Genomic DNA, 22,371 nt, shown 5'->3' with positions numbered 1-22,371 from the left:
GTGAGCGCGCGGCGTGCTTATTTCGTCGTCGTGGCCGCGAGCGACGGTACCGGTTCTTTCGCCACCGCCGGCGTTACCGCGGAGGCAGAAGCCGCCGGCACCGGAATCGGCGCGGGTGCGGGCGCGGCCACCGGCGCCGGTTCCCCCGCCAGCGGCACGTTGCCCGATGCCGCCATCGCGCGCGGCTGCAACAGCAACGCGACGAGCCCGGTCCAGCCGGTCTGATGCGAAGCCCCGACGCCACGACCGTTATCGCCATGAAAATACTCATGGAACAGGATCAGATCCTGCGAACGCGGGTCCGCCTGCAGCAGCGGATACGCACCCATCACCGGCCGCTCGCCGTTTTTGTCCTTCAGGAACAGCGTGGTCGCGCGGCGCGCGAGTTCGTCGGCGATTTCGCTCAACGAGAACTTCTGGCCCGACCCGGTCGGATACTCGACGCGGAAATCATCGCCGTAATAGCGATGAAACTCGTACAGCGATTCGATCAGCAGATAGTTGACCGGCATCCACACCGGCCCGCGCCAGTTCGAATTGCCGCCGAACACACGGGTATCGGATTCGGCCGGCAGATACTTGACGCAGAAGCTGTTGCCGTTGTGCTGGTACACGAACGGATGATCGCGATGGCAACGCGACAACGCCCGCACGCCGTGATCGGAAAGAAATTCACTTTCGTCGAGCGTGCGCCGTAACAACGCCTTCATCCGATGCCCGCGCAGCAGCGACAGCAAAAGCGCGTTGCCCTTGCCGGGCTCGTTCCAGCGCGACACCAGCTTCGCGAGATCGGGCCGATGCTCGAGAAACCACACGAGGCGCTCGCGCAAGCTCGGCAAGCCGCCGTGCAGACGCTCCTCGAGCACGTGCACGGCGAACAGCGGTATCAGTCCGACGATCGAGCGAACACGCATCGGCATGCTGCTGCCGTCGGGCAGGCGCAGCTTGTCGTAGAAGAATTCGTCCTCGCTGTCCCACAGGCCCGTGTCGCAGCCGTCGTCGCAACTGACCGCTTCCGCGATGTACAGGAAGTGCTCGAAGAACTTCACACCAATATCGACGAACACATGATTCGCGTAGGCGAGTTCGAGCGCGATACGCATCAGGTCGAGCGCATACGCGGCCATCCACGCGGTGCCGTCGGCCTGGTCGATGTGGCCGCCGGTGGGCAGCGGCGACGAGCGGTCGAAGATGCCGACGTTGTCGAGCCCGAGAAAACCGCCCTGAAAAATATTGTGGCCGTCGGCGTCCTTGCGATTCACCCACCACGAGAAATTCAGCAGCAGCTTGTGAAACATGAGCTCCAGAAAATCGCGGTCCGCCTTGCCGGTCAGCGCGCGGTCGATCTCGTACACGCGCCACGCGGCCCATGCATGGACCGGCGGGTTCGCGTCGCTCAACGCCCATTCGTAAGCGGGCAACTGGCCGTTCGGGTGCTGATAGCGGTCCTTCACGAGCAGCAGCAACTGCTTCTTGGCAAACGCCGGATCGATCAGCGCGAACGCGGCCGCATGAAACGCGAGGTCCCACGACGCGTACCACGGGTACTCCCACTTGTCCGGCATCGACACGATGTCCGCGTTGCACAGATGCCGCCAGTCGGTGTTGCGGCCGTGCTTGCGCGCGGCGGGCGGGCTCGGTTGCAGCGGATCGCCGTCGAGCCAGCGCTGCACGTCGTACTGGTAGTACTGCTTCGACCACAGCATGCCGGCGAGCGCCTGACGTTGCACGAGACGCGCATCGGGGTCGGTGATCTCGTGTTGCAACGCGCCATAGAATTCGTCGGCTTCGGCGCGGCGGCGCGCGATCAACGCGTCGGCATCGAATGGCGCTTCATCGGTCGCCGATTGCGGGTGCCAGCGCAGATACACGACCGCGCGTCCGTGCGGCCCGAACTCGAGCGCCGCATGCGCGGCGGCCCGGGTGCCCGCGTCGTGACGGATCGCGTTCGCGTCGCCGTGCACGAGGTAGTCGTTGAAGCCGTCCTTGAACGGGCCCGCGCCGTCCATGCCGAACAGCCGCTTCACGTTGGTGTCGTTCTCGCAGAACAGCCATGCGAGTTGCGGCGCGTCCTTCGACCACGCGGTCACGACGATCGGTTCGTGCACATGGTGATGGCCCAGCAGACGCACCGCGCCGTCATGACCGGTACCGGCGACGAGCTTCGGCTTGTCCTTGTTCTCTTTCCACGACCACGAGTTGCGCGCCCAGATCTGCGGCAGCACATCGAGCGACGCCGCTTCGTCCGCGCGATTTTCGATCGTCACACGCATCACGATGTCGTCGGGCGTGTGCTTCGCGTATTCGATCTGGACTTCGAAATAGCGCTGATCGTCGAACACGCCGGTATCGAGTACTTCGTACTCTGGCATATCGCCGCCGCGGCGCGCGTTTTCGTCGATCAGGTCCTGGTAGGGATAAGCCGCATGCGGGTACTTGTACAGCATGCGCATGTAGGAATGCGTGGGCGTGCCGTCGAGATAGAAGTACAGCTCCTTGACGTCCTCGCCGTGATTGCCCTGCGAGTTGGTCAGGCCGAACAGGCGCTCCTTGATGATCGGGTCCTTGCGGTTCCACAGCGCGAGCGACACGCACCAGCTGAGCCGGTCGTCGCCGAAACCGGCGATGCCGTCTTCGCCCCAGCGGTAGGCGCGGCTGCGCGCATGGTCGTGCGGAAACGAGTCCCAGGCGGTGCCGTTCGCGCTGTAGTCCTCGCGCACCGTGCCCCACTGGCGCTCGCTCAGATACGGCCCCCAGCGCTGCCAGTGGCCGCATTCGGGCGAATGCAGCCTGGAACCTTCGATCGTGGCGAGCAGATTGGCAGCGCGCAGCGGTGGCATGAAAACGTCCTTGCAACAGGCCCGGCGGTGGGACCCACATCGTAGCGCGGTTTACGCGCCGTTGTGCTCGAACCGGGCAAGCAGACTTTCGACGCGCAGCAATTCGCCTAGCGACCAGGCCTGGAACGGCGTGCCGGCGGGCGCGTGCGGCGCGTCGCCGGCGGCGATCTCGGACAGGTGATCGAGGCCCGCGTGATCGAGATGCGCGTACAGCGGGGCGAGAAAGCGCGCCCTCGCCTGCGCGAGATTATCGGCACTCGCGCCATTCACTCGCAGCCACGCTTCGACGAACGGGCCGATCAGCCACAACCACGCGGTGCCCTGATGATAGGCGCCGTCGCGTTCGCGCGGCGCGCCGCCGTAGCGGCCGCGATACGCGGGATCGGACGGCGCGAGCGTGCGCAGGCCGAGCGGCGTCAGCAATTGCGCTTCGACCTGACCCACCACCGCGCGCGCCGCCGCGCCTTCGAGCAGCGGAAACGGCAGGCCACCGATCGCGAAGATCTGATTCGGCCGGATCGAGCGGTCGACCGTGCCCGGCACATGATCGACGTCGACGTTATCGAACAGCGCCTGGGTGGCCGGATCGACGAAGCGCCGGCGAAACGCGAGCGTCGCGCGCTCGGCAGCTTGCCGCCACTGCGGGTTCCATGCTGACGCGATTCGCAGCGCGTTGATCCACAGCGCCTGCACTTCGACCGGCTTGCCGATGCGCGGTGTGACGACCCAGTCGCCGACTTTCGCATCCATCCACGTCAGTTGCACGCCGGGCATGCCGGCGCGCAGCAGGCCGTCGTCCGCGCACACGCCGATGTTGAAGCGCGTGCCGTTCGTGTAGCCGGTCAGGATCGTTTCGGCGGCCTGCTGCAGATGCGCGCGCGTTTGCGCGCCCGCATGCGGCGTCGCCAGATAGTCGTGAACCGCGACGATGAACCATAGCGACGCGTCGACCGAGTTGTATTCGGGCGCGTCGCCGTAGTCGGGGAAGCGGTTCGGCAGCATGCCTTCGGACAGCGTGCCGGACCATTCGAGCAGGATCGCTTCGGCATCGTCGAGACGGTTCGACTCGATCAGCAGGCCGCGCATCGCGATGAACGTGTCGCGGCCCCAGTCGGTGAACCACGGAAAGCCCGCGAGGATCGTGCGGCCTTCGTTGCGCGTGACGACGTAGGCGTCGGCCGAGCGTTGCAGGCGCGAGCCGAGTGCGGCGCGGCGTTGTTGTTCGGTGTGGGCGAGTTGGGCGGCGTGGGCGGTGGTTTGGGCTTTATCGTTCGCGCATTCGGTGGCGGACGTGCTCGACGCGCTCAGAATCATCACGGCGTCGCCCTCCGCGAGATCGAAGCTGAACACGCCGGGCGTCGCGAGATCTTCGCTGCAATCGAGACCGCGCTCCTGCTCGCGCACGTAGCAGAAGTTGCGATACCAGTCGGGCGCATGCGTATAGGCACCGTTCGTCGCCGCTCGCACGACCGGCAGTCCGCCATACGGTTGCCAGCTCGCGCACGATTGATCGGCGCTGACTTGCACGCCGAAGTTGAAGGCCGGATTCTCGTGATGCAGCGCATGATAGTCACGGCCCGACAGCAGCGGTCTGATCTTCAGCACGGGCGCATCGAGTTCGCCGCCTTCGAGCCGCCAGCGCAATACCGTTTCGCACGTCGCTTTGCTGACGAACACGTCGGCGATCATCGCCGCGTGCGCACCGAGTTGAATGCGCCACGTCGGCCACGGCGCGGTGTCGAAGCCGGCAAGGCGGCCGCGCAGATCCGGATAGATCACGTCAGGCCCATAGCGTTGTATGGTCAACGCGAAGCGCTCGCCGCCCGCCTCGACCCACGCCTTGATACCGTTGACGAGCACCATGCGCCCGCCCGGCGCGCGCGTCGCGGCTAGCAGCAGCGCATGGTAGCGGCGCGTGCGCAACATGCCGAGCGTGCCCGAAGCAAAGCCGCCGAAGCCGTCGGCTTCGAGCCATTCGTCTTCGAGTTGCGAGATGTCGATGGGTGAATCGATGCGAGTCATTGGATCGTGCCCATGCGCGAACGATAAAGCAGCAAACATAGCGCAGATGGCAGCGCCATGAACATTGACCTTCCCGATACTTTCCATTTTCTTTCGATCAACCGACGATTTATCGAAAGTTATGCCGGGCGCAAACGTTTCACAATTATTTCTTGAAAGGAATGGAGACTGCACCCGCTTTCATCGAACCGGATGCAGACATGAGAACAATCAGTTGCATCGCGAGCGCCGCATTGCTGGTGCTTGCCACGATAGCGTTGAACGGTTGCGGCGCGGACGACTCCTCTTCCACGAGCATCGCGACGACCACGAGCCTTGCGCCGAACGACGCGGCGCAACGACCCGCAATGGCGGCAGCGGCAGCGGCAGTGGCGACTCCCAACGCCTCAGCGCCATTCGCGGACAACGCGGCGAACAACACGGCGAGCAACGCGGCAAGTGGCGCAACCGCCACCGACGCGATCACGCAAAACATGCAGGCCAGTCTCGCGGCCGACAGCCAGCAGGTCGCGCCGGTCATGCGCTACGCGCCCGGCGACAGCGCGAACAACTAGTTCGCAACTGATCAGCAAGAGCAACGCGTAACCGACCACGAAACACCCCAAGGCACGCTCACGCGCGCTATTCTTCCCCTACGCAGAAGGTGATATTCGATGACATCAACTAGCCGTCGCCGTTTCCTGCAAACCGTGGCTTCATCCGCGGGCGCCGCCGCCGCGATGACCGCATTGCCCGAGTCGATCCGCAACGCGCTCGCCGTGCCCGCGTTTTCGCGCACGGGCACGATTCGCGATGTCGAGCACATCGTCGTGTTCATGCAGGAGAACCGCTCGTTCGACCACTACTTCGGCCACCTGCGCGGCGTGCGCGGCTACAACGACCGCTTCCCGATTCCGCTGCCGAACGGCCTGCCGGTGTGGAATCAGCCGTCGAAGGAAGATCCGACCAAGCCGGTGCTGCCGTTCCATCTGGACACCGCGACGACGAGCGCGCAGTGCGTCGGCGATCTCGATCACTCGTGGTACAAGACCCAGTACGCGATCGACGGCGGCCGCTACGACCAGTGGCCCGCCAATAAGACCGACATGACGATGGGCTACCACCTGCGTAGCGACATCCCGTTCCACTACGCGCTCGCCGACGCCTTCACGATCTGCGATGCGTACTTCTGCTCGTTGCCGGGACCGACGCACCCGAACCGCGCGTATCTGATGACCGGCATGGTCGACCCGACCGGCACGATGGGCGGTCCGCTGCTCGACAACAACGACTGGGTCGACGGCGACGGTCCGCCGAACTATCAGTTGCTGTCGTGGACCACGTACCCGGAGCGTCTGCAGGCCGCGGGCATTTCGTGGCAGATCTATCAGCAGGGCACGTCGGGCGCCGATCCGCTGAATGGCAATTACGGCACCAACATCCTGCAGAACTTCACGAACTTCATCAACGCGCAACCGGGTTCGCCGCTCTACGAGCGCGCGCAAACCGTGCGCACGATCGACGACCTGAAAGCCGACGTGCTCGCGAACCGGCTGCCGCAGGTGTCGTGGCTGTGCCCGCCGGCCGCCTACTCGGAGCATCCGAGCTACACGCCCGCGTACGGCGCCGAATACACGTCGCAGATTCTCGACGCGCTGACGTCGAACCCCGAGGTGTGGAGCAAGACCGTGCTCTTCATCATGTACGACGAGAACGATGGCTTCTTCGATCACCTCGTGCCGCCGCAGCCGCCGACGACCTCCACCCAGGGCAAGTCGACGGTGACGACCGACGGCGAGATCCACAATGTCGTCAATCCGCTGCGCGGCGGCAGCTACACCGCCGACGGCTATCCGTACGGCCTCGGCCCGCGCGTGCCGATGACGATCGTGTCGCCGTGGACCAAGGGCGGCTTCGTGTGCTCGCAGGTGTTCGATCACACGTCGGTGATCCGCTTCATCGAAACGCGCTTCGGCGTGCATGAGCCGAACATCACGGCATGGCGTCGCGCGGTGTGCGGCGACCTGACCACCGCATTCGACTTCCGCACGCCGGATGCGAAGATGCCGTCGCTGCCGGACACCAGCAACTACACGAGCATGGCCGACAACCAGTGCAAGACGCAACCGAAGCCGACCGTGCCGACGACGCCGACTCCGGTCGATGCGCAGGAAGCGGGCATCCGTTTCGCGCGCGCGTTGCCATACGAACTGCATGTGAACGGCGCGGCGAACGCGGGCAACGACACGTTCGAAATCACGATCGGCAACACCGGCGACCAGGGCGCGCACTTCTACGTGTACGCGACGAATCGCACCGACGGTCCGTGGCGCTATACGGTCGAAGCGGGCAAGTCGCTCAGCGACACGTTCGACCTGAGCACGACGAACGGCGTGTATGCATTCGACGTGTTCGGCCCGAACGGCTTCGTGCGCAAGTTCGCGGGCAACACCCAGGCGAGCACGCAAAGCACGCAGAATGGCCATGGCAACGGTCATGGCGACAACCAGCCGGCGCGGCCTGAAGTGAGCGCGCAATACGACGTCGCGAACGGCAACGTGTTCCTGAAGTTCACCAATAGCGGCGGCATCGCGCATCTGACGGCGATCGACAACGCGTACGGCGCGCGCCCGCGCACCGTGGTCGTGCCGGCCAATGCGCGTATCGAAGAAGGCTGGGTGCTTGCGTCGAGCCATCACTGGTACGACCTGACGGTGACGAGCAGTGACGACGCAAGCTTCTCGCGCCGCTTTGCCGGTCACGTCGAGAACGGCCGGCCGAGTATCAGCGATCCGGCTGCGGTTGCGCCGGTGCTGAGCGCGAGTTGAGGCAACCACCGCCAGCGCCGCTTACTCGCAGCAAGATTCGGCATCCTGTCCCGCCAACGTGGCGGACAGGGTGCCGATGTTTTTTAAGGCTCGTATTGAAACGCGGTGCTTAGAGACCGACGTCCGGCAGCGCCGGACGCGTGGCGAGCGCCTTGGCGACGATGTCTTTGACTTCGGCGAGCGCGTCGCCTTGCAGCGCGAGGCGCGGCGGACGCGTGACGGCGCTGCCGCGGCCGAGCAGTTCCTCGCACAGCTTGATGCATTGCACGAGGTCGGGGCGCGCGTCGAGGTGCAACAGCGGCATGAACCAGCGGTACAGCGACAGCGCTTCATCGAAACGCTTCTGCGTGGCGAGGCGAAACAGCGTCTCGCCCTCCTTCGGGAACGCGTTCGACATGCCCGACACCCACCCTTGCGCACCGACCGCGATGCTTTCGACGACGACGTCGTCGAGGCCGGCGAACAGCACGAAGCGGTCGCCCACCGCGTTGCGCAGATCGATGAAGCGTCGCGTATCGCCCGACGAATCCTTGAAGCAGACGATGTTCTCGCAGTCCTGCAGTGCGATCAGCACGTCCGGCGTGACGTCGTTCTTGTAGATCGGCGGGTTGTTGTAGATCATCACCGGCAGATCGGTGCTGGTCGCGACCGAGCGGAAATGGGCGGCAGTTTCGTGCGGCTTCGCGGAATAGACGAGCGCCGGCATGACCATCACGCCATCGACGCCGACACGCGCGGCTTCACGCACCGTCTGCCGCGCGAACTCGGTCGTGAACTCGGCGACACCCGCGACGACCGGCACCTTGCCGCCAGCCGCGTCGCGCGCGGCCTCGATCACCTGCAGTTTTTCCGACGTGCTCAGCGAGGTGTTTTCGCCAACCGTGCCGCAGACCACCAGACCCGACACCCCGTCCTTGACGAGATTGCTGACCACGCGGTGCGTCGCGTCGATGTCGAGCGAAAAATCCGGCTTGAACTGGGTGCTGACGGCGGGAAACACCCCGCTCCATTGGATAGCCTTGCTCACTTTGTCCGTCTCCTTCAAAAAGCCGGCCGCGCCGACACACGTTGAGTATGACGACGAGTATCGGCCTTTATCCAGAGGCGGGCTTGGGCTTTTTCGTGGCTGAAAGAGATTAAATCCGCACAACAGGCGAGGCGCCGGATCGCCGGCCGGGCGGCGCCGGCTACTTCGCAGCAAGGCGGCTGAGGCGCACGTCAGCACCGTCGCGTGAGGCTTCGAGGCGGCCCCTGGATGCCGAGTCCGGCATAGCCGCTACGCGATCAGGCGCCCAGCAACACGCCCGTTCGGATCGGCCGTGTGCCGGTCACGCGACCGAGCGGCGCACCGGCCGTCGCGAAACGGATCGCGCGCCGCATGTACAGCACCCCTTCGGTCTGGCTCGCGATCGTGGTCGTCTCGTCGGTCAGCGGATCGACGATATCGAACAGCGGCTGGCCGACGCGGATCTTGTCGCCGATCTTCGCGCGGTGCACGAGAATGCCGCTCACCGGCGCATAGAACTGCTCGCTGCCCGCGAGCGGCGTCGCCGGCGACAGCAGCGGCGGCAACGGTTTGGCCTCGCCCCGAATCGCGCCGCGCCACACCAGATAGTCGACGAGCGCGTCGGCATCCTGCTGCGCGACTTCATACGACACGTCGCGCTGGCCGCGGCATTCGACCGTCACCGCGATCGAGCCGGTCGGCACCGGCTTGCTCGCCGGCATCTGCTGCTGCAACGTCCACCACAGCAGGCTGTGGGTTTCGTCGAATGCGCCGCCGCCCGAATCGGTCGCGAGCAACGACGCCTCTGCACCGAGATAGCGCGACAGCGGCTCGAACTCGGCCCAAGCGGATTCGCTCGTGTACACATGCATCGCCGCTTCGAGCGAGCAATGCAGATCGATCACGACGTCCGCGTCGCACGACAACTTCAAGAGCGCCAGTTGCAGCGACTCGAATTCGGTCAGCGGCTTCTGTTGCGCGAGTTCGGCCGCGAGCAGCTCGCGCACGATGCGGCGGTTCTGGTTCGCGTCGGCGCCGAGCGCCTCTTTCGCATTCGCGACGAGCTTTGCGAACTGCACGAAATGCCGGTTGAAGTTCTTGCCACTGCCGAGATCGAAGCGGCCGATGAACTGCCCGAGCACGTATTGACTGAGCCCGACCGGATTCGACACCGGCACGAGCACGATTTGAGCGCTCAGCGCGCCGGCTTCCTCGAGCTCCCGCAGACGCCGCTTCAGCAGCACCGTGGTCAGCATCGCGGGCGTTTCGTCGGCATGCAGCGACGCCTGGATGTAGATCTTCTGCCCGCTATTGGCCGGGCCGAAATGAAACGACACCAGTTCGCGGTGCGTGCCGATGGCTGGCGACACAAGCGGAATCGATTGCCTGTTCATGAATGGAAAGCCGTGAAGATAATGTTGGAAATCTGCATCAATTGCCGTACGGATCGAAGTCGAAGTACTTCTTCGCGATCCGTGCATAGGTGCCGTCTTTGCGCATCGACGCGATCGCCTCGTTGATCGATGCCTGCACCGCGGTTTCGTCCTTGCGCAAGCCGATGCCGACGCCGCGATCTCCCATCGAAAGCGGCTCGCCGACAAACGCGAAGCCCTTGCCCGCGGGCGTGCGCAGGAAGCCATAATCGGCCTCGACGGTGCCGAGCAACGCGCCGTCGAGCCGGCCGTTCTGCAGATCGGCGAACACCTCGTCCTGGCTCTTGTAGGCGACCACGTTCGCGCCGAGCGGCGTCCAGTTCTTCAGTGCGTAGCTCTCGAACTGCGTGCCCGACTGCACGCCGATCTGCTTGCCGGCAAGTCCGCTCGCCGTAGGCGCGAGCGACGAGCCTTGCCGCGCGATCAGCCGCGACTTGAACTGGAACAGCTTCGACGAAAACAGAATCTGCTGCTCGCGCTTCTCGGTGATCGCCATCGACGACAGCACCGCGTCGATCTTGCGCGCCTGCAGCGCCGGAATCATGCCCGAAAACTCGAGTTCGACCCACTGACAATGCGCGTGGATGCGCCGGCAAATCTCGTTGCCGAGATCGACGTCGAAGCCCTTCAGGCTGCCATCGGGCGCCTTCGAGTCCATCGGCGGATAGGTCGGGTCGATGCCGAGGCGCAACGTGGTGGCGTCAGCGGCGAACGCGCCGCTGCTGAAAGCCAGCGCGGCGCAGAGAGTCATCAGTGGAGTTTTCATGGAAGGCGACGATGAGCGGATCAGGACAGCGTGATGGTAAACCGCTGTGGCGCCTCAAAGAAGTCCCGTTCGGACTATCATGATCACTTTTACCGATCAGCAAACCCTGTCGCCATGGCATTGACGATTTCCCAGCTGCGCGCGTTCACGGCGGTCGCCGAGCATGGCAGCATCCGCGCGGCCTCGCGCGCGCTCGGCATCGCGCAAAGCAGCATCACGCAGCAGTTGCAGAACCTCGAATCGATGCTCGGCGCGACGCTGTTCACGCGCACGAATCGCGGCATTGCGCTGACCGCGCTGGGCCAGCGGCTGCTGCAGCGGGCCGGCGCGATCCTCGGTGAATGCGAGCGTGCCGAGGAGGACGTGCGGCAACTGCGCGGCGACTACGTGGGCGAGGTCACGTTCGGCATGACGACAGAGCCGCTCGTCGACGCGTTCGCGCCCGTGTTGATGGAATTTCGTGCGCGCTTCGAGCGCGTCGCCGTGCATCTGCGCACGGGCACGTCGCGCATGATGATTTCGTGGATCCGCGAAGGCACGCTGGATTTCGCTGTCGCGCTCGTATCGAAGCAGACCGACACCGCCGATCTGTCCGTCACGCCGCTCTATCCGTCCGACCCGGTGATCGTGTGCCGGCGCGGTCATCCGAAGGCGCGCGCGAAGTCGCTCGCCGAACTCGTCGATTGCACGTGGGTGACGACGCGCTCGCCGAATCTGACCGAGGAGCCGCACGTCAACCGGTTGAGCCATCTGTTCGACAGCTACGGCTTGCCGCCGCCGAAGATCGTCGCGACCGTCGAGGGCTTGTACGAGACGCTGCACCTGGTAGCCGCGACTGATTGCCTGTCGCTCGAATCATCGGTCATCGCGAAGCGCGGGCCGTTCGCGGACGTGCTGACGACGATCCCCGTGCGCGAGCGCGCGTTGCAGCAGAACGTCTGTCTGCTGCAACGCGCCGCGATTCCGCTGACCCCAGCCGCGCAGGAGTTCGCGACGATGATGGCGTCGTACACGCGCGCGGTGCGGGCGCATTGAGCGTTGAGTGTTGAGCTCCAATGCGCCGCTCAAGCCGCCGTTGCTTCGAGCGCTATCAGTTCTTCGATGCGCTGCCTGCGCCGGATCAGCCGCGCGTTGCCGCGCTCGATCAGCACCTCGGGCGCGAGCGGCCGGCTGTTGTAGTTCGATGACATCGACGCGCCGTACGCGCCTGTGTCATGGAACACGAGCAGGTCGCCCACTCGAGGCGCGGGCATCGACCGGCTCGTGACGACACCGCCTTGCGCCTGCGTGAACACGTCGCCGGCTTCGCACAGTGGCCCCGCCACGCTGAACGAGCCGGCCGGCGCATCGCTCGGCGTGCCGTTGCGCCGAAGCACGCTGATCTCGTGATAACTGCCGTAGTACGACGGCCGCACCAGGTCGTTGAAGCCCGCATCAAGCAACGCGAATTGCCGCGACGGCCGCCGGTTCAGCGCGTGCACTTCGGCGACGAGTACACCTGCCTGCGCGACCAGAAAGCGCCCCGGTTCGATTTCGAGTCGCACGCGATGCCCGACGCGTGCTTCGATGCGGCGCCGCGCGTCGTCCCACAGCCGGAAATAATGCGCGGTATCGACACTCAGCTCACCATCGCGATACGGCACCGACAAACCACCACCCGCGGAAATCGCCTCGATATCCTGATCGAGTTGCGACACCGCATCGACCATCGCATCGCACACTTTCGCGAGATGCGCGTAATCGACACCCGAGCCGATATGCATATGCAGCCCGACGAGCTTCAGCCGATAGCGCCGCACCAGTTCGAGCGCGCGTGGCAGTTCATCGCGCCAGATGCCGTGCTTGCTGTGCTCGCCGCCTGTGTTGGTCTTGCTGCTGTGGCCGTGACCGAAGCCGGGATTGATCCGCAGCCACACGCGATGGCCTTCGCTGGCGTGTCTCCCGAGCCGTTCGAGCATGTCGGGCGAGCCGGCGTTGACCGTGATTCGCTCGTCGAGCACGGTGGCCAGCGTCGCGTGGTCGAGCACGTCGGCGGTGAAGACGACGCCTTCGGGCCCACCGTTCGATGCGGGTTGAGCCGCATAACCCGCGGCAAAACCGCGCGCGAGTTCACCCAAAGAGACCGCATCGACCATCACGCCTTCGTCGCGCATCAGCTTCAGGATGTGCACGTTCGAACAGGCCTTCTGCGCGTAGCGGACCGTGTCGAAACTGCGCAACTGCGCGATGCGCCGGCGGATCGTGTCGGCGTCATAGACCCATAGCGGCGTGCCGTGCTGGCGCGCGAGGTCGGCGAGTTGATGGGAGTCGAATGGCGTCATGGTCGGTTGCATGTCGAAGCTTTGCGAAAGCGATAGCCGACATGATGATCCGTGGCGATCATTCAGTAAAATACCAATCTATTGCTCGACTATTCACTTTTGATATAGCACGGACCCACCATGGCGCTCACGCACCGGCACATCGAAATCTTCCGCGCGCTGATGACGGCCGGCAGCGTGACCAAGGCAGCCGAGATGCTGTTCACGTCGCAGCCCACCGTAAGCCGCGAACTTGCGCGCATGGAACAGAGCATCGGCTTCGCGTTGTTCGAGCGAGTGCAGGGCCGGCTGCGTCCCACGCAATCCGCGCTGACGCTGTTCGACGAGATCAAGCGCGCGTATGTCGGGCTCGAACGCGTCGCGTCGACCGCGGCCGCGCTGCGCGAATTCAAGGGTGGCCAGCTGTCCGTGATCGCGCTGCCGGTGTTTTCGCATTCGATCCTGCCGGGCGCCGTCAAACGCTTTCACGATGTGCAGCCGGGCGTCAGCGTATCGATCGCGACGCAGGAGTCGCCGTTTCTCGAAGAATGGCTGAGCGCGCAGCGCTACGACCTCGGCCTCACCGAGCACGACGCGCCGCCGCCCGGCACGCGGCTCACGCCGCTCATCGCCGTCGATGAAGTGTGTGTGCTGCCCGACGCTCACCCGCTGCTCGCGAAACGCGTGATTGCATTGAAAGATTTCGCCGATCAGGCGTTCATCAGCCTGTCCGCGAACGATCCATACCGGCTGCAAATCGACGAAGCGTTCGCGCGAGCCGACATCGCGCGCCGCCTGCTGATCGAAACGCCGACCGCGGTGTCCGTGTGCAGCTTCGTGCGGCAAGGGCTCGGCATTGCGATCGTCAATCCGCTGACCGCGCTCGATTTCGCGGGCCACAATCTGCATATCCGGCCGCTCGCGTCGTCGCTGCCGTTTCGCGTCAGCGTGATCCGTCCCGAGCACCGGCCCGCGCATCCGCTCGCGGACGCGTTCGTCGGCGCACTGCAAAGCGAAGCCGCCGCGCTGCGACTACAATTGAAGCGCCGCACCAGCCCCAAGCGGTCATCGCATTCATAGCAGTCACGGCGGCGTCCCCGCTTCATCGCCGGGCGAATCCGCGCAGCGCCACGCGCGTTCGCGCGGGGCCATCGCCGCCCGGTGGAGGCTCGGCTGGGGGCCACTGCGCCGCCGTGAGAATGGGGCTGGCGTTCAGCCTTTGATCTCGAAGCGCTCCCGCGTCTTCCCCCTGATCCACGCCGGCGGCCTGCCGCGGCCCGACCAGGTGGCACCGGTCTGCGGATCGCGGTATTTCGGAGGCCGAGGTTGATGTTTTCGCGGCCGGCCGCGGTGAGCGGGGAAGATGTCCTTCTCCGTGATGCCGTACTCGGCCACCATCGCCCGGATTTCATTCACGACACTCAGGAATTCCGTCGCGCGCACGGCGTTGGCATGGTCTGTGAGTGCAGCAATCTGCTTCTTGAGTTCGCGATATGTTGTCATGATGTGCCCTCGTCTAGCGTAATACGAGTCGCGGCCGCGCCGGGAGATCCCGTAGATGAACACGGCTATCAGGATCGACTCGACACTCCAATTCAGCCAGCCGCTGGCCATGAACGTATTCTCGTATGGCATCAACGGCCAGTCTTCTCCCTCGTGGCCGCCTGCGGCGATGCTGTCCAGCACCGGCCACACAACGCGCCAGCCGACCACCAGATAGAACGCCGCACCGATGAAGAAATAGTCCTTCAGCCACCACAGGGCACCGCCGACCACGACAGCCAGCCCGATCAGCCCAAAGGCGGACTTCATCACCGAGGCCAGACTGGCACCGGAAATCTGCGCGATCCAGAAGCAGAAACCAAGAAACGCGGCGGCACCTGCCAGTATCGGGACTTCAATTCCGTTCGACGGCGAACGGTGAGACGACATATTTTGGTTTCCTCCTCTGGTTGGCATCCGGTTCTGCATCGGTGCTGGTCAGCAACGCGGTCTCAGGCGTCCGCCTCATCCGGACGGACCGGAGCCTTCTGCATCGGCCCGATCACAGACCGGATGGTCTGACCCGCCGGGCGCGGCGGCCGCGTCGCCATGCAGAGATCCTGAAACCGGCGCATCGTCGCCTCGTATCCTTGGAGGGTCGCCTGCGGCGACGCATACCGCTTCGCGTCCGGCTGTTCGTTCTGGATTTCCTCTTCCGTGGGAACCCAGTAGACGGCGCGCTTGCCGGACATCGCTTTCCTGAGTACTCCTCGCGCGACGCAATCTGCCAGTGCTGCCTGGACATTGGGAATACTGCCGTCGACGCGCTTCGTGATCTGGTGCAGCGCGTAGCGCGTGCCGGGCACCATGCTCCCGATTACGGCGGCCCGGCTCACTGCGGTTGGGCGACGTGCGTTTGTCATTTCATCTACCGGCTGGGCTGGCGATTCACGGCAAAAGCCGCAATCGGGTCGGACGAGGCTGATCGTGGCTGATGATTCGACCGCCCTGCCGCACTGACGGCGGTCGATCTGGACCGGCCCTGCACACCATGATTGGGCACCCGCGCGGCAGACCGCGCGTGGACTGCCGCCGCGTCGGTCTGAGCCAGTTGGCGTGCGTTCAGCCATTCTTCCCGGTAGACGGCGAGCGCAGCGGTGCCCGGGTCCAGCAGGACAATTGCGCCACAGATTGCCGGCAGGGTTCGTCGTATCAGCATGTTGTTCCAACGTTTCCTGAACGTTGATCGCGCTGCAGCGACGTGGAGGGAATTGTTCCCTCCCGACGCTGCATGACGCTTCTGGCGCTTACCGGACTTCACTGCTGGATCGTCGCGTTCTTCATCAGGCTACCGGTGAACTGCGCAGCGGCCTTTTCCAGCGCCAGCGCCTGCAGTTGCTGCCGGATCGTCTCTTTCGCCTGATCGAACGCGGGCACCTGGGTGGGCCGCTTCGCCTCAAGCTTCACGATCACACGCGCATTGCCTGCCGGGATCGCTGCCGGTGTGACGCCGCCCGCAGGCAACTGCGTGATCGCCTGCGCGACCGGCAGCGGCAGCCCCTGCGTGTTGCCCTCGGTCAGGGGTGTCTTGAAGCCGACCCACGGCAGCTCGCCGCCTGCCGCCTTGCTCGGTGCCACGCTGTACTGGCGCGCCAATGCGTCGAACGCTGTGCCGGACTTCAGCGCCGCCAGCACGGTTTTCGCGGTCGCGTCGTCCGCCACCGCGATGAGGCGCGGCTTGTATTCTTCCTTGCCGAGCGACGCGACGATCGCGTCATAGCGCGCTTTCACCTGCGCATCCGTGACGGGCTCGGGGTGAATGTTGTCCCTCAGATAAAGCTGCGTTTCCGCGTTGAGCTTCGCGGCACTCATCGCCTGCAGGACTTCGGGCTTCGTATCGTAGCGCCCCTTCTCGGCACCCTGGCGGAACAGTTCACGCGTAATCAGTTGCGCCTTGAGCGCCTGCCGCAGTTGCGGCGTATCAGGCTGGCGTGATGTCTGCACGGCGACGCGCACTACCTCGTCGAGCTGCGCCTGCGGGATCGCCACGCCGTTGACGATGGCCACCGTGCCGGCAGGCAGTGCACTGCTGGCCGACGGCGCAGCCGCACCGGCAGCGTGCACCAGTGTCGGCATGGCCGTGCCCAGCGCGACGGAGGCGAAAGCGGTTACGCACAGCGCGCGGATCGTGGTGGTCGTGAAAGACATAGGATTTCCTTTTCCATCTTCAGAAGTTGAGATTGGCGGTGGCCAGCACGAGCGTCGCACGCGGCCCCAGGCTGGCAGGCTGGCTCAGGGCGCGGCCGACGGTCACCTCGCCCGACACCATCCGCGCATGCCATTGCCACTGCGCGCGCAGACCGGCGCCGACACCGGCCAGCGTCGGGAAGCCCGGCACCGCGATGAGGCTCGCCTTGCCCGCGTCGAGAAACACGTACGGCTCGATCCGTCCGTCGTGCCAGGCCGGTGTGTTGACCCACGCGATCTCGTTGCGCGAGTAAAAGCCCCGGTCGCCGACGATCTCGCCGGAACGGAACCCGCGAATGGTGTCCATGCCGCCCAGATAGAGCTGCTCGGAGCCGAACAGCGCCATATTCGTGTACTGGCCACCCAGCACGCCACGATAGGCGAACGCCGCACTGCCCATCTTCGGCAGCGGCACCGTGAAAGTCGCGGTCGCATCGAATTTGGTGAACTGGCTGTGCGCGTCGTCGCGCGTAATGTCATGTGCGTCGTGGTCCGCTTCGAGCCACGGCAGGCCCTGCGAAATACCCGCATCGAGCGTGACGTTGCCCGGTGCGTCGTTCAGCACGAACTTGCGCAGCCAGTTGCCGCCCACCCGCAATACCGCCACACGCTGCGGATCGAGGTCGATGTTGTTCACCTCGCGATCGGTGCGGCGCCACGACAGCGTCGCGTCGATATTCGTGGCGCCCGCCTGGCTCAGATCGAGTGCGTAGTTCCAGCCGAAAATATGGCTCAGCGTACGGCCGTACTCCAGCGCCGTCGTGCCGATCACCTGCTGGTATTCAGAATCAGCCAGCGTGTAGCTGAAGGAGTGACGGCCGAACGGCACCGCGAACGAGCCCACGAGCGCGTTGCTCTCCAGACTGTCGATGAAATTCAGGCTGAGCGACTCCTGCAACCCGAGCACGTTGTCGGCTTCGACCCCGGCCCGGTAGCGGGTAACGCCGGTCGCGGAACTGCCGTAGTTGTCGACGCCCAGCGTGTACGACAGACGGTCGCCGGGCTGATTCGCGATCGCAACCACTGACTCGCCCGGACTCTGGCCCGGCAGGATCTGCACCTGCGCCTGGTTGCGGCGCAGGCGGTTGATCTGCGCCACGCCCTGGTCGAGATCCGCGAGCCGGAGCGGATCGCCCGGAGACGCTGGAAAAGCGTTCTGGTAGCCGGCGTCGGTCAGCCAGCCTCCACCAGCCGACGTCGGGTCCTTCGAAAGGCGCCGGATGGGCTGGCCGTTCACTGTGAACGCCTCGATGCGGCCCACCTGCACGGTCACCGTGAGCGTGCCCGTACCAAGGTTCTGCGGCCCCAGCAGGGCACGCGTGGTTACATAGCCCGCCGACACCAACGCATCGGTCAGTCGCTTGAGCAGCACATTGATCCGGTGCGAGCCCAGCGCATGCCCCGTGAACGGCGCGATGATTGCATCGAGCGTCGCCTGCGGCACCCGGGTCGGGTTCGCGAGCGGGCTGCCGTTCGGTCCGGCCAGCACGATCCGGTTGACCTGGAAAGTCGGCCCCGTTTCGGCGATCTGGTCGACGGGCGTATCCGGCGGAATGTCCAGCGTGGTCTCCGCCTCTGACGCCGGCAATGTAATGGATGCGGGCGGCTGGTTCAGTTGCTGCTGCCGTGCGCGCTCGCGTTGCTGGTCGATGAGCTGTTGCGCCGGATCCTGGACCGGGCGGGGTGCAGTCTGGGCGAGGGCTGGCGGGCCTGACAGGATCAGGGTTGCAAGACCTGTCAGCGCCAGCACGGGAATCCACTGCTGCGGGTTGAACGTCTCCCGCATCAGTACCACCCCCATGTCGTCAGGCCCAGATGCTGGCCGATCTGCACCGGTGTGCTGGACGGTGCACGCACGGTGGTGATGCCGCCGGTGGCGCTGGCTCCCTTGCCGCCCGAAATGTAGCCGCCATCAATGATCGCGTCGCCCGTCAGCGTGATCAGGCCATCGGCCGTGAAACCGCCACCCACATCGGTCGCAAGGATCTGTGCCCAGGTGCTACCGAAAAATGCCTTGAAGCCGCGATCCTGGTTGATCGCCGAATAACCGGTGACGCCCTGCGCGTAAGTAACGGGCGCGGTGACGCTGAGGTCGCCGCCGGCAAGCACGGTGCCACCAATGTTGCTCGCGCTCGTTCCTGCCGTAATCGCGATCCTGCCGCCGGTCTGGATTGTGCCGCCATTTGCGGTGACGTTACTCGACGCGTTCGCGTGGCAGAAGATCCAGCAGCTCTGCGCATAGCTCGCCTGGCCAGCAAACACGGCTGCGTTGGTGAAGGCCTGTTGCGCGTTGATCGAAATAGCGCCGTCGTTCGACTGGATCAGGCCGCCGCTATTGGACACGTTGCGGCCGGAGATCGTGACCGGGCCGCTGTCCGACGCGATGAGCGCCAGCTGGTCGGGCTGGTCGACGCTGCCGTAGTCGACATCGAAGCCGCTCGTGGTATGCGTAAAGAACAGGAAGCTGCCGCCCGTGTGCGAATACGCGACCGGCTGGCCGTTATCCGTGCCGTCCGTGTGGTCGATGATGTTGGAGACGTCGCCCTGCGCGGTGAGGTTCACGCCCTGGTTGCCGAGTATCCGGGCGTTGTCGTTGGTGATGTCACCCGCGGCGTTCAGCGACAGGACACCGCCAGCCGCGAAGATGATCCCGAGGTTCTCTGGCGTCGAGCGGTTGATGATGCTGCCGGTCGCATTCAATGTCAGACCGTTGCCGCTCAGGGTGCCATCCTCTGCCACGGTGCCGGCCTGGATCTGGCTGCCCGTGTTCGCAATGTCGCCCGCGCTGGTCAGGTTCATCGCATTGCCTGCGCTCAGGATCGACGGGCCGGTCGCGTCGTCGGCCAGCGTGATGCCGTTCGCGTTGACCGTCACATTATTTGCTGCGCTGACCTGTGCGCCCTTCAGCGACAATGCACCTGAAGTCGAAAGGCTGACATTGCCTGCGGCCTTGACGAGGCCATCGATGACACCAACATCGCCATTCGCCGACACCACGACGTCGCCCGCCGTCGCATAAAGCGTCCCAAGATTACGAACGCCTGCGCCCCTGTCGGTGACGATCAGCTCGACCCGCCCGGCCGTCAGGCCACCCAGCGCCGTAATATCGACCGCAATACCCGAACTGTTCGTGCCGGGCGAGGTCGAGCTGGCGAGCCAGTCGTGGCCGTTGTCGCCCGCCGAAAAGCTCGTGTCATAGGTGTTGGTGCCGTTCCCGACGATCGCCCGGATGCCGCCCGTCGAACTCGTATAGGGATTTGTCACCTGTCCGTTCACAACCAGCTGTTTTGCGATCAGATCGAGATTGACCATCGCGTCACTCAGGTTCCCCAGGCCGCCCGGACCGATCGTGATCGTGCCGCCGTTCGTCGTCAGCACGACGTTGCGCTGCGTGACGCCGGGGGCCAGCGTCACGTCATTGAAACTCACCTGCCCCGTCGACAGCACGACGTGTCCAGCGTTCACGAAGCTGCCGCCATCGACCGTGATGCCGTTCGCGTTCGCCAGAATCACATTCGCGCGCGGTCCCAGCACGCTGACCGCCCCCTGGATCAGCGACGGATTCGTGCTCGTCACCTGGTTGACGATCGTGCCCGCGTTGATACCCACGTTGTTCAGGTCCGCGCCCGCTGCCGAAACGTTGAACGAGCGGTACGTGTTGTTCGACACGCCGCCCACCGCCGGCGCGATCGACACGGTCTGGTGGCCGTTTGCTGCGGTCGAGACGATTGTCGCGGTGCCGCCGTCAGCGACAATCCCGGCCGCATATGCGCCCGGGATTGTCAGTGCGAGAGCAACTGCGAGGCACAGCGGACGCAGCACGCCACGCCGCGCTAGCTTTGTTGTTTTCTGCATCTTTCTTTTTTCTTCAGAACCGGGTTGTCGCACTGCATTGGCCGAAACCGCCCCTGTTGATCGCCAAGCCCCCGCAGCCCGAAACCCCACATCGGCCCAGCATCAAAAAACCGCCCGTGAAGCAACGATCGGGAAACGTGATCGATCTTCTGCCACATTTAAGTTCTTATTTTTTCAATCTCTCACTAAGCGGCTCGCGCCATTTTTGAAATCTAATTTGAATGCCAGCAAGTGCGACCATCACATACCCTTTACATCTCACCCAAACACTACTAGCGAGACTGGCAGTCATCGCTCCGAGAGCGGCTTTGGCCCAAAGGTTCCCATTTTTGGCAGCCCGTTTATACAACTCTTTCGCGCGGTCATAGTCTTTCTCGACTCCCAATCCGTGAACATACAAATCCGCAAGCCGAACGATGGCAGGCGCATAGCCACGGTCCATGCCAACCGAGAATATTTCACGGGCCTTCTCGTAATTCTTTCGGCGCAAGTAAAAATAGCCAGCGTTGAAGGTTGCGACGGCGGAACCACTCTCGACAGCCTTTTGGTACCACGCTTCCGCAGAGACTAAATCAGGTCCGCCATTTTTCGCACGCCTATATTCGTAGAAGTGAGCGAGATTTAACATACTCAGGATCGATCCCCTTGCAACGAGATCTTTGATGTGGCGCTCCCTTTCATTCGAATCAGCGATACTAGCTGTCTTTACAAGTCCCTCTTCATCAGGCTCCAGATCCCATTCCAGCCTTTCCTGAGAGATTGCTTTCTTCTTCATGCCACATTTTTTCACTTTGGAGGTTTCTGGACCACACTGGCACCCGGTACAACGATGGGTTCAACACTTTCTTTCAATTCATCTTTGCGAGACAAGACCGTAGCGCATCGCATCCGCAATACCCACGCGAGAACTTGCCTCTTCGGCAATGAGCCAGTGGAGATGTGAGACCTTCAATGTGTCCGGCAGTCAAAGCATTCCAAGATCTCGGTTGATCACTATTTTTTCAATTTTTCGCTACGCGGCTCGCGCCAATTTTGATATTTAAATTCTAGATTCGACAATCCAATCATTATCGATCCAAGAATTTTTTCGACTACATTTTTACTTCGCCTCATATTCAAAACCGCAACCGTCTGTTTTGCCCAGATATTTCCCATCTTAGCGGCCCGCTTGAATAAATCCTGTGCAGTGTCGTAATTTTGTTGAACACCCAACCCCTTAGCATACAAGTCTCCGAGTCTAAGAATGGACGGTGCGTAACCTCGCTCCTTACCAATCAAAAATACAGACCGCGCTTTTTCATAGTCTTTACGTCGCAAATAAAAATAGCCGACGGGGAGCGTCGCCACAGCCGATCCAGCCTCAATCGCTCTCTGATACCAGATCTCGGCCTGTTCGAAGTCCGCCCCCCCGTCGTCTTTGGGGCGAAGCTCATACCAACGCGCCAAATTCACCATGCTCAATATCGAGCCTTGGTTAATGAGTTGCTTGTACGCTGCTTCAGCTCCGGCAAAATCTTGAATTGCTCCCGCCTGCTCCAGCCCCGCAGTGTTGGGTTCCTTATGCCATTCCGTCCACTCGACGGAAACGTTACCTTTGCGATTGCTCATGTCCT

General features: G+C 63.8%; 17 protein-coding genes. 4 read left to right on the top strand and 13 right to left on the bottom strand.

The features are described 5' to 3' along the window. Positions 1-17: 17 nt before the first annotated feature. Entirely contained in the window at positions 18-2,840 is a 2,823-nt protein-coding gene (locus HWY30_RS02660) for an MGH1-like glycoside hydrolase domain-containing protein (RefSeq protein WP_090807958.1), read from the bottom strand. A gap of 51 nt (positions 2,841-2,891) precedes the next feature. Continuing rightward, entirely contained in the window at positions 2,892-4,862 is a 1,971-nt protein-coding gene (locus HWY30_RS02655; protein ID WP_090810316.1) for an amylo-alpha-1,6-glucosidase, read from the bottom strand. Between the two features lie 200 nt (positions 4,863-5,062). On the opposite strand from HWY30_RS02655, the gene HWY30_RS02650 reads away from it, so the two are divergent. Then, entirely contained in the window at positions 5,063-5,416 is a 354-nt protein-coding gene (locus HWY30_RS02650; protein ID WP_090810319.1) for a hypothetical protein, read from the top strand. 99 nt (positions 5,417-5,515) lie between these two features. Further along, complete coding sequence (locus tag HWY30_RS02645) at positions 5,516-7,669, top strand: phosphocholine-specific phospholipase C (RefSeq protein WP_090807960.1); 2,154 nt, start codon at positions 5,516-5,518, stop codon at positions 7,667-7,669. Positions 7,670-7,778: 109 nt separating this feature from the next. On the opposite strand, the gene HWY30_RS02640 is transcribed toward HWY30_RS02645, so the two are convergent. The 3 genes from HWY30_RS02640 to HWY30_RS02630 all read right to left on the bottom strand — a co-directional run bounded on the left by HWY30_RS02640 (position 7,779) and on the right by HWY30_RS02630 (position 10,874). Then, positions 7,779-8,696 carry a dihydrodipicolinate synthase family protein gene (locus tag HWY30_RS02640; RefSeq protein ID WP_090807963.1) on the bottom strand — a complete coding sequence of 306 codons (918 nt, stop codon included), beginning with the start codon at positions 8,694-8,696 and terminating at the stop codon, positions 7,779-7,781. Between the two features lie 257 nt (positions 8,697-8,953). Beyond that, entirely contained in the window at positions 8,954-10,069 is a 1,116-nt protein-coding gene (locus HWY30_RS02635; RefSeq protein WP_090807965.1) for a succinylglutamate desuccinylase/aspartoacylase family protein, read from the bottom strand. Positions 10,070-10,106: 37 nt separating this feature from the next. Then, positions 10,107-10,874 carry a transporter substrate-binding domain-containing protein gene (locus HWY30_RS02630; RefSeq protein WP_090807967.1) on the bottom strand — a complete coding sequence of 256 codons (768 nt, stop codon included), beginning with the start codon at positions 10,872-10,874 and terminating at the stop codon, positions 10,107-10,109. A gap of 114 nt (positions 10,875-10,988) precedes the next feature. On the opposite strand from HWY30_RS02630, the gene HWY30_RS02625 reads away from it, so the two are divergent. Further along, positions 10,989-11,909 (top strand): LysR substrate-binding domain-containing protein, encoded by a 921-nt coding sequence (locus HWY30_RS02625; RefSeq protein ID WP_090807969.1) that lies wholly within the window; start codon positions 10,989-10,991, stop codon positions 11,907-11,909. A gap of 29 nt (positions 11,910-11,938) precedes the next feature. Here the strand turns inward: HWY30_RS02625 and lysA are convergent, their stop codons facing one another. Next, positions 11,939-13,195: a diaminopimelate decarboxylase gene (gene lysA, locus HWY30_RS02620; RefSeq protein WP_090810321.1), complete on the bottom strand. Its 1,257-nt coding sequence runs from the start codon at positions 13,193-13,195 to the stop codon at positions 11,939-11,941. A gap of 120 nt (positions 13,196-13,315) precedes the next feature. On the opposite strand from lysA, the gene HWY30_RS02615 reads away from it, so the two are divergent. After that, entirely contained in the window at positions 13,316-14,254 is a 939-nt protein-coding gene (locus HWY30_RS02615; RefSeq protein ID WP_090807971.1) for a LysR family transcriptional regulator, read from the top strand. A gap of 132 nt (positions 14,255-14,386) precedes the next feature. On the opposite strand, the gene HWY30_RS02610 is transcribed toward HWY30_RS02615, so the two are convergent. The 7 genes from HWY30_RS02610 to HWY30_RS02580 form a co-directional block, all read right to left on the bottom strand. Then, positions 14,387-14,677, bottom strand: coding sequence for an H-NS histone family protein (locus HWY30_RS02610; RefSeq protein ID WP_090810323.1), 291 nt, complete (start codon positions 14,675-14,677; stop codon positions 14,387-14,389). A 491-nt stretch (positions 14,678-15,168) separates the two neighbouring features. Then, positions 15,169-15,525, bottom strand: a complete 357-nt coding sequence (locus HWY30_RS02605) for a hypothetical protein (RefSeq protein WP_090807973.1) — start codon at positions 15,523-15,525, stop codon at positions 15,169-15,171. Between the two features lie 448 nt (positions 15,526-15,973). Further along, positions 15,974-16,864, bottom strand: coding sequence for a peptidylprolyl isomerase (locus tag HWY30_RS02600; protein ID WP_090807975.1), 891 nt, complete (start codon positions 16,862-16,864; stop codon positions 15,974-15,976). Between the two features lie 19 nt (positions 16,865-16,883). Beyond that, a complete protein-coding gene (locus tag HWY30_RS02595; protein ID WP_244144751.1) occupies positions 16,884-18,704 on the bottom strand; it encodes a ShlB/FhaC/HecB family hemolysin secretion/activation protein in 1,821 nt (606 codons plus the stop codon). Beyond that, positions 18,689-20,758: a two-partner secretion domain-containing protein gene (locus HWY30_RS02590; protein ID WP_090807977.1), complete on the bottom strand. Its 2,070-nt coding sequence runs from the start codon at positions 20,756-20,758 to the stop codon at positions 18,689-18,691. Before HWY30_RS02590 ends, HWY30_RS02595 begins: the two co-directional genes overlap by 16 nt. 166 nt (positions 20,759-20,924) lie before the next feature. After that, positions 20,925-21,533 (bottom strand): tetratricopeptide repeat protein, encoded by a 609-nt coding sequence (locus HWY30_RS02585; RefSeq protein ID WP_090807979.1) that lies wholly within the window; start codon positions 21,531-21,533, stop codon positions 20,925-20,927. Positions 21,534-21,751: 218 nt separating this feature from the next. Continuing rightward, a complete protein-coding gene (locus tag HWY30_RS02580) occupies positions 21,752-22,366 on the bottom strand; it encodes a tetratricopeptide repeat protein (RefSeq protein ID WP_143037233.1) in 615 nt (204 codons plus the stop codon). Positions 22,367-22,371 lie beyond the last annotated feature (5 nt).

The organism is Paraburkholderia tuberum STM678 (assembly GCF_902833905.1).
GTDB lineage: Bacteria > Pseudomonadota > Gammaproteobacteria > Burkholderiales > Burkholderiaceae > Paraburkholderia > Paraburkholderia tuberum.
This window is presented reverse-complemented; position numbering and strand designations above follow the sequence as displayed.